Source organism: Curtobacterium sp. B18 (assembly GCF_000333375.1).
Classification (GTDB): Bacteria; Actinomycetota; Actinomycetes; order Actinomycetales; family Microbacteriaceae; genus Curtobacterium.
The window spans coordinates 1-7,253 of sequence record NZ_BACZ01000289.1; the positions used below are offsets into that span (position 1 = coordinate 1).

6 protein-coding genes and 1 pseudogene are annotated in these 7,253 nt (G+C 68.8%); 5 read left to right on the plus strand and 2 right to left on the minus strand.

What is annotated here, in order from left to right:
* Nucleotides 1-233: 233 nt before the first annotated feature.
* A complete protein-coding gene (locus tag I5E_RS07660; protein ID WP_022906461.1) occupies nucleotides 234-1,445 on the minus strand; it encodes an ROK family transcriptional regulator in 1,212 nt (403 codons plus the stop codon).
* Nucleotides 1,446-1,590: 145 nt separating this feature from the next.
* Between I5E_RS07660 and I5E_RS07665 the strand changes: the two genes are divergently transcribed.
* From I5E_RS07665 to I5E_RS07685, 5 genes are all read left to right on the plus strand, one after another.
* The gene (locus I5E_RS07665; protein ID WP_022906462.1) at nucleotides 1,591-2,337 is read left to right on the plus strand and encodes a sugar phosphate isomerase/epimerase family protein; all 747 of its coding nucleotides are present in this window, start codon (nucleotides 1,591-1,593) and stop codon (nucleotides 2,335-2,337) included.
* A complete protein-coding gene (locus tag I5E_RS07670) occupies nucleotides 2,334-3,485 on the plus strand; it encodes a Gfo/Idh/MocA family protein (RefSeq protein ID WP_022906463.1) in 1,152 nt (383 codons plus the stop codon). The genes I5E_RS07665 and I5E_RS07670 overlap by 4 nt, the downstream gene beginning before the upstream one ends.
* Nucleotides 3,486-3,620: 135 nt before the next feature.
* The gene (locus I5E_RS07675) at nucleotides 3,621-4,922 is read left to right on the plus strand and encodes an ABC transporter substrate-binding protein (protein ID WP_022906464.1); all 1,302 of its coding nucleotides are present in this window, start codon (nucleotides 3,621-3,623) and stop codon (nucleotides 4,920-4,922) included.
* A gap of 213 nt (nucleotides 4,923-5,135) precedes the next feature.
* Complete coding sequence (locus I5E_RS07680) at nucleotides 5,136-6,131, plus strand: carbohydrate ABC transporter permease (protein WP_022906465.1); 996 nt, start codon at nucleotides 5,136-5,138, stop codon at nucleotides 6,129-6,131.
* Nucleotides 6,124-6,963, plus strand: a complete 840-nt coding sequence (locus I5E_RS07685) for a carbohydrate ABC transporter permease (RefSeq protein WP_022906466.1) — start codon at nucleotides 6,124-6,126, stop codon at nucleotides 6,961-6,963. Before I5E_RS07680 ends, I5E_RS07685 begins: the two co-directional genes overlap by 8 nt.
* Here the strand turns inward: I5E_RS07685 and I5E_RS23400 are convergent.
* Nucleotides 6,911-7,144, minus strand: a pseudogene (locus I5E_RS23400) (maltokinase N-terminal cap-like domain-containing protein); the annotation flags it as partial. The gene I5E_RS07685 and the pseudogene I5E_RS23400 sit on opposite strands and share 53 nt — an antisense overlap.
* Between the last annotated feature and the right edge of the window lie 109 nt (nucleotides 7,145-7,253).

The window sequence follows — 7,253 nt, forward strand, 5'->3', positions numbered from 1 at the left end:
AGGCGGGTTGCGCCTCCAGCCCCGGGTGGAGGTCGCCCCACAGGGTGGGCTGCACGATCGTCACCCGACGATTGTCTCCCCGCGCACCGACGAGACGAAAACCGACGCACCGGCGGGACCGGCCCGACGCACCGACGAGACGAAGCCGACGCGCCGGTGGGACCGGCCCGACGCACCGGTGGGACCGGCCCGACGCACCGGTGGGACCGGCCCGACGCACCGGTGGGACCGGGTCAGGAGACGAGCTGCCGCCCCTCGGCGAACGTCACGAGCTCGTCGATCCCTGCGGGGGAGAGCGCGTACCCGATGGCGAGCGCCGCCGCCCCCTGCAGTGCCGCGAGCGAGCCCGCGCGGGACTGCGCGATCACGAGGTGCTCCGTGGCGAGGGGCATCGAGCGGGAGTACACCACCTCGCGCACCCCGGCCAGCAGGTGTTCCCCGGCCTGCGTGATCGATCCGCCGAGCGTGATGACCGACGGGTTCATGAGCGAGACGCAGGTCGCGAGGACCTCGCCGATGTCCCGACCCGCCTGCCGGACGGCCTGGATGGCGTCCAGGTCCGACCGGTTCACGAGCTCCAGGACGTCCGCGCTCGAGTGCACGTCATGGCCCTTCGCGCGGAGCCGCCGGGCGATCGCGGGCCCGGAGGCGACGGCTTCGAGGCACCCGGTGTTCCCGCAGTGGCACGGCACGTCGCCTGCGCTCGAGACCCGGACGTGGCCGATGTCCCCAGCGGTGCCCTGGGCGCCGCGCCGGAGCTCGCCGTCCGAGACGATCCCAGACCCGATGCCGGTGGCGACCTTGACGAAGAGCAGGTGGTCGACACCGGGCCAGGCGTGCTCGCGTTCGCCGAGGGCCGCGATGTTCACGTCGTTGTCGAGGAGCACGTGGGCCGCGATGTTCGCGCGGAGCCAGCCGGGCACGTCGAAGCCGTCCCAGCCGGGCATGATCGGGGGGTTCGCGGGGCGGCCGGTGGAGAACTCGACCGGCCCCGGCACGCCGATGCCGATCGCGATGACGTCGTCCCGGGCGCGACCGACCTCGTCGAGGAGCGAGTCGATGGTCTCGACGAGCCACGTGAGCGTGGGGACCGGGCCGGCGGCGATGTCGATGCGGGCCTCGCGGGTGGCGAGCGGCCGAGCGACCAGGTCGGTGACGGCGACGCGGCCGTGGGAGGCGCCGAGGTCGGCGGCGACCACGAGTCGGGCGCGGGGCATCAGCGCCACCTGCGCAGGCGGGCGTCCGCCCGTGGACGCCGCGGTGTCCACGGGCCCGACGAGCCCGACCTCGATGAGGGCATCGAGGCGCACGCCGATCGTGGAGCGCGCGAGTCCTGTCAGGCTGGCGAGTTCGGCCCGGGTCCGTGGCACGCCGTCGCGCAGGATCTGGAAGAGCTCGCTCGTCCCGACCGGAGGCGACGCTGCCGTCCGGTTCAAGTCGACCATGTGGGGGAGTGAAGCACACATCGAACGCGCCACGCAACGAAGTCCGTCGAACGTGATCGAACTTCTGCTTGACCGCCGACAAAAGTGGTCATAGTGTGACGCTCGGTCGACGACGACCACACCATCTCGACGAGGAGAACCCCTGGTGACCCAACCGCTCTCGGTCCAGCTCTACACAGTCCGCGACGCCCTCGCTGCCGATCTGCCCGGCACGCTGCAGCGCATCGCCGACATCGGCTACACGAACGTCGAGGCGTTCGGCTTCGTCGACCGGGCCGAAGCGCTCCGCGACGCCCTCGCCGCGGCGGGACTGCAGAGCCCGAGCGGCCACGCACGGCTGCTGGACGCCGGCGAGCAGGACCTCGAGCAGATCTTCCACGCGAGCGTCACCGTCGGTCTCACGACCCTGATCGACCCGCACATCGACGAGGCCCGCTGGACCACCCGCGAGGACGTCGAGGCCATCGCCCGCGAGCTGAGCGCCCTCGCGCCCCGTGCCGCGGACCACGGTCTCGCCCTCGGCTACCACAACCACGCGTTCGAGTTCTCGAACCGCATCGACGGCGTCTCCGCCTACGAGGTCTTCGCCGACGCGCTGTCCGACGACGTCGTGCTCGAGCTCGACACGTACTGGGTGCAGGTCGGCGGGGACGACCCGGTCGCGATCATCCGCAAGTACGGCGACAAGGTCCAGTTCCTGCACGTCAAGGACGGCGACGGCTCGCACGACGACAAGAAGCAGGTCGCCGTGGGCAACGGCATCATGCCGATCCGCGAGATCATCGCCGCGGCGCCGGACGCGCTCCACGTCGTCGAGCTCGACGACCACGAGGGCGACGTCTTCCAGGCCGTCACCGACTCCTACACGTTCCTCGAGGGGGCCCGCGCATGACCGACACCACCACCACGACCGAGACCGGCGCGACCCGGACCACCCGCACCGGCCCGGTCGGCGTCGGCGTCATCGGCGCCGGGGTCATCTCGGACCAGTACCTCTCGAACCTCACCGTCTTCCCCGACGTCACGGTGCACGCCATCGCCGACATCGACCTGCCCCGTGCAGCGGCGCAGGCGGAGAAGTGGGGCGTCGCCGGGTCCGGCACCGTCGAGGAGCTCCTGGCGAACGACGACATCGAGATCGTCGTCAACCTGACGATCCCGGCCGCCCACGTCGAGGTCGCCCTCAAGGCCCTCGCCGCCGGCAAGCACGTCTGGGGCGAGAAGCCCTACGCCCTCGACCGCGCGAGCGCCGCCGAGCTCCGGGACGCCGCCCGCGCCGCCGGCAAGACCGTCAGCGTCGCACCGGACACGTTCCTCGGTGCCGGCCTGCAGACCGCGCTCCGGACCATCCGCGACGGCCGCATCGGCACGCCGCTCAACGGTCTGACGCTGTTCCAGAGCCCCGGCCCCGAGTCGTGGCACCCGAGCCCCGAGTTCCTGTTCGCGTACGGCGCCGGTCCGCTCTTCGACATCGGCCCCTACTACATCACGACCCTCGTGCAGGCGTTCGGCCCGGTGAAGAAGGTCACGGCCACCGCGTCGAAGTCCCGCGCGACCCGGACGATCGGTTCCGGCCCGAAGGCCGGCACCGAGTTCCCGGTCGAGGTCCCGACGAACCACTCGGCCCTCATCGAGTTCGAGAACGGCGGGAGCGCGCAGAGCGTCTTCTCGTTCGAGTCCGACCGTGGTCGCACCGGCTTCGTCGAGATCGCGGGCGAGACCGGCACGGTCGTGTTCCCGGACCCGAACAACTTCGACGGCGACACCGAGCTCTACGCGCACGGCGCCGACGAGCCCGAGACGATCCCCGCCGTGGGGTCCACCTACTCGCGCGGTACCGGCGTGGTCGACCTGGCCCGCTCGCTCCGCGCCGGCGAGGAGAACCGGGTCCCCGGTGCCCTCGCCTTCCACGTCCTCGACGTGATGGTCTCCATCGCCGAGGCGGCCGAACGTGGTGAGGCGGTGCTCGTGGAGAGCACCGTCGCACCCTCCCCGACCCTCCCCGAGGGCTGGGACCCCGCGGCGTCGACCCTGGCCTGACCGCCAGGCCCGGTCGGTGGCCGTCCGACGACGGACGTCCGCCGACCGGGACCGACACCGCTGCACACAGCAGCACCCGACAGCACGACCAGTACCACCACCTGCACCATCTCAACGACGAGAAAGTAGAGAGTCATGCGCACTGCCATCCGCGCACTGGCCATCACCGCGGCCGCGGCACTCACCGTGACCGGCCTCGCAGCCTGCTCCTCCGGATCGTCCGGTTCGTCCGGCGACTCCAAGACGCTCACCTACTGGGCGTCCAACCAGGGCACGTCGCTCCAGAACGACAAGGAGGTGCTGACCCCCGTCCTGAAGAAGTTCACGAAGGAGACCGGGATCAAGGTCAACCTCCAGGTCATCGGCTGGAACGACCTGCAGAACAAGATCCAGACCGCCGTCACCTCGGGCCAGGGCCCGGACGTCGTCAACATCGGCAACACCTGGGCGACCTCGCTCCAGGCCACCGGCGCCTTCCAGGAGTTCGGTGACTCGGAGATGAAGGCGATCGGCGGCGCCGACAAGTTCGGCAAGGTCGCGCTCTCGACCGGTGGCGCACCGGGCAAGACCGTCACGAGCGTCCCGCTCTACGGCCTCGCCTACGGTCTGTACTACAACAAGCAGATGTTCAAGGACGCCGGGATCGAGGCGCCGACGACGTGGGAGGACCTCGTCTCGGACGCGAAGAAGCTCACCACCGACGGCAAGTACGGCTTCACCATCGCCGGTGGCTCGTACACCGAGAACGCGCACTTCGCGTTCATCAACTCGGCGCAGAACGGTGGCGAGTGGTTCGACTCGAAGGGCAACCCGACCTTCACCCAGAAGGCGAACGTGGACGGCATCCGCCGGTACCTCGACCTGATGCAGAGCGACAAGGTCGTCAACACCTCGAACGCCCAGTACGACAACGGCACCCAGGCGGTCTCGGACTTCGCGAACAAGAAGGCCGCGATGATGCTGACGCAGAACAACGCCAACTCGACGATCACGTCGAACGGCATGTCCGCCGACGACTTCGGCGTGGTGCCCTTCCCGGCGCCGCAGGGCGGCAAGGACATCGCGTCCTTCCCGGCTGGCATCAACCTGTCCATCTTCAAGAACACGAAGAACAAGGACGGCGCCCTGAAGTTCGTCAAGTACATGACGAGCGAGGACACCCAGGCGACGCTCGACAAGCCGTACTCGGCCCTGCCGGTGCTCGCCTCCGCTGCTGACTCGGTCACCGACGAGCAGACGAAGACGTTCCTCGACATCTACAACAACAAGGCGAAGCCGCTCCCGCTGGTCCCCGCCGAGGACCAGTTCGAGTCCACGGTCGGGAAGGCGATGAACGACATGTTCGCCAAGATCGCCACCGGCGGTTCGGTGTCTGACAGCGACATCAAGACCGCGCTCAAGACCGCCCAGGACCAGGTGTCCCAGGCGAACGGCTGATCGAGCCAGGAGGCCCGGGTCGCGTCCGACAGGACGCGCCCGGGCCTCCACCCCTCAGGTCCACGGCCCGACCACCCGGGTGGACGACCTGCGGTTCCGCACCCGGCCACGCGCCGGGGGTGAGCCGATCGGCTCACGCATGCCGCGCCTCCCGACCGCTGCCACGGTCCGCGCGAAGCACCCGATCCCCTTCCTGCCGAAAGGCCCCCGCTCATGTCCACCTCGGTCCTGCCTGACTCCGAGCGCATCGACCTGACCCACACGAAGGCCCCGACGACGTCGGGCCGTCCGCCAGGTCGGAAGCGCAAGACCCACTGGCTGCCCTACGCGCTCGTCGCCCCGGCCATCCTCTTCGAGCTGCTGATCCACATCGTGCCGATGCTCACCGGCATCTGGATCTCGTTCATCCAGCTCACCAAGTACTTCATCGCGAACTGGGGCGCCGCTCCGTTCGCCGGGCTGCGCAACTACTCGGTCGTCGTCGACTTCAACCAGGCGATCGGCCAGGGCGTCCTCAACTCGTTCCTCATCACCTGCGCCTTCACGGTGCTCGTGGTCGGGCTCTCGTGGAGCTTCGGCATGGCCGCCGCGGTCGCGCTGCAGAAGCCGTTCCGGGGCCGCGGGCTCTTCCGCACGCTCTTCCTTGTGCCCTACGCGCTGCCGATGTACGCCGGCATCATCACCTGGAAGTTCATGTTCCAGCGTGACTCCGGTGCGATCAACCACATCCTGGTCGACCAGCTGCACCTGTTCGGCGGCCAGGGACCGTTCTGGCTGATCGGCTCGAACGCCTTCGTCTCGGTCGTCGTCGTGGCGATCTGGAAGACCTGGCCGTTCGCGTTCCTGATGCTCATGGCGGGCCTGCAGTCCGTGCCGAACGACGTGTACGAGGCGGCTTCGGTCGACGGCGCGAAGCCCTTCCGCCAGTGGCGCTCGATCACCCTGCCGATGGTGCGTCCGGTCAACGTGACGCTCGTGCTCGTGATGTTCCTCTGGACGTTCAACGACTTCAACACGCCGTTCGTCCTGTTCGGCTCGACCGCCCAGCCCCCGGCCGCGGACCTGCTGAGCTTCCACATCTACAACGCGTCGTTCATCACCTGGAACTTCGGCTCCGGTGCCGCGATGAGCGTCCTGCTCCTCATCTTCCTGCTCATCGTCACGGGCATCTACCTCGCCGTGACCAACCGGAGGTCCGTCCGTGCGTGAGACAGTCGGCGCCAAGTCCTTCAAGGTCGTGACCCTGGTCGTCCTGACCCTGTTCACGGTCGTCCCGCTCTACGTGATGATCACCACGGCCATCAAGCCGCTCGGTGACGTGCAGAACGACTTCACGTGGATCCCGACCCACATCACCCTGCAGCCGTTCATCGACATGTGGTCGACGGTCCCGCTCGGGCAGTACTTCATCAACTCCCTGGTGGTCTGCACCGTCGCGACGGTGTTCTCGCTGATCATCGCGACCTTCGCCGCCTACGGTGTCTCGCGCTGGAACTTCAAGGGCAAGAGCACCTTCACCACCGCGGTGCTCTCCACCCAGATGTTCCCCGGTGTGCTGTTCCTGCTCCCGCTGTTCCTCATCTTCACGAACCTCGGGAACGCGCTCGGCATCCAGCTCGTCGGGTCGTGGCTCGGCCTGATCATCACCTACCTGACGTTCACGCTGCCGTTCTCGATCTGGATGCTCGCGGGCTACTTCGAGACCATCCCGCGGGAGCTCGACGAGGCCGCGATGGTGGACGGCTCCGGACCGATGGGCGCCCTGTTCCGGGTGATCCTGCCGTCCGCCCGTCCGGGCCTCGTCGCGGTCGGCATCTACTCGTTCATGACGGCGTGGGGCGAGGTGCTCTTCGCCTCGGTGATGACGAACGGCAACGGGCAGACGCTCGCGGTCGGTCTGCAGCAGTACTCGACGCAGACGAACGTGTACTGGAACCAGATCATGGCGGCGTCGCTCGTCGTGTCGATCCCGGTCGTGATCGCGTTCCTCATCGTGCAGCGCCAGTTCGTCGCCGGTCTGACGGCCGGCGCGGTGAAGTAGGCAGGACCGCCTGACGGGAGGATCCNTCGGCGCGCTCGAGGGTGGCCTCGTGCCCGCCCGTGGCGATCGCCCGGCGCAGCACGTCGGTGTACACCGGGTCGCCCACGGCGTCGTAGACCCAGCGTCGTCCGAGCACGGAGTGTTCCATCTCGGTCACGAGGAAGGCCTCTGCGCCGTCGAGCGGCGCCCCGCGTTAGGTCAGCGGCGCCTGGAGCACCCGGTCGTCCGTGGTGCTTACCATCACCGTCTCGACGCCCATCTCGTCCGCGGGGTCGTCGAACCGGAACTTC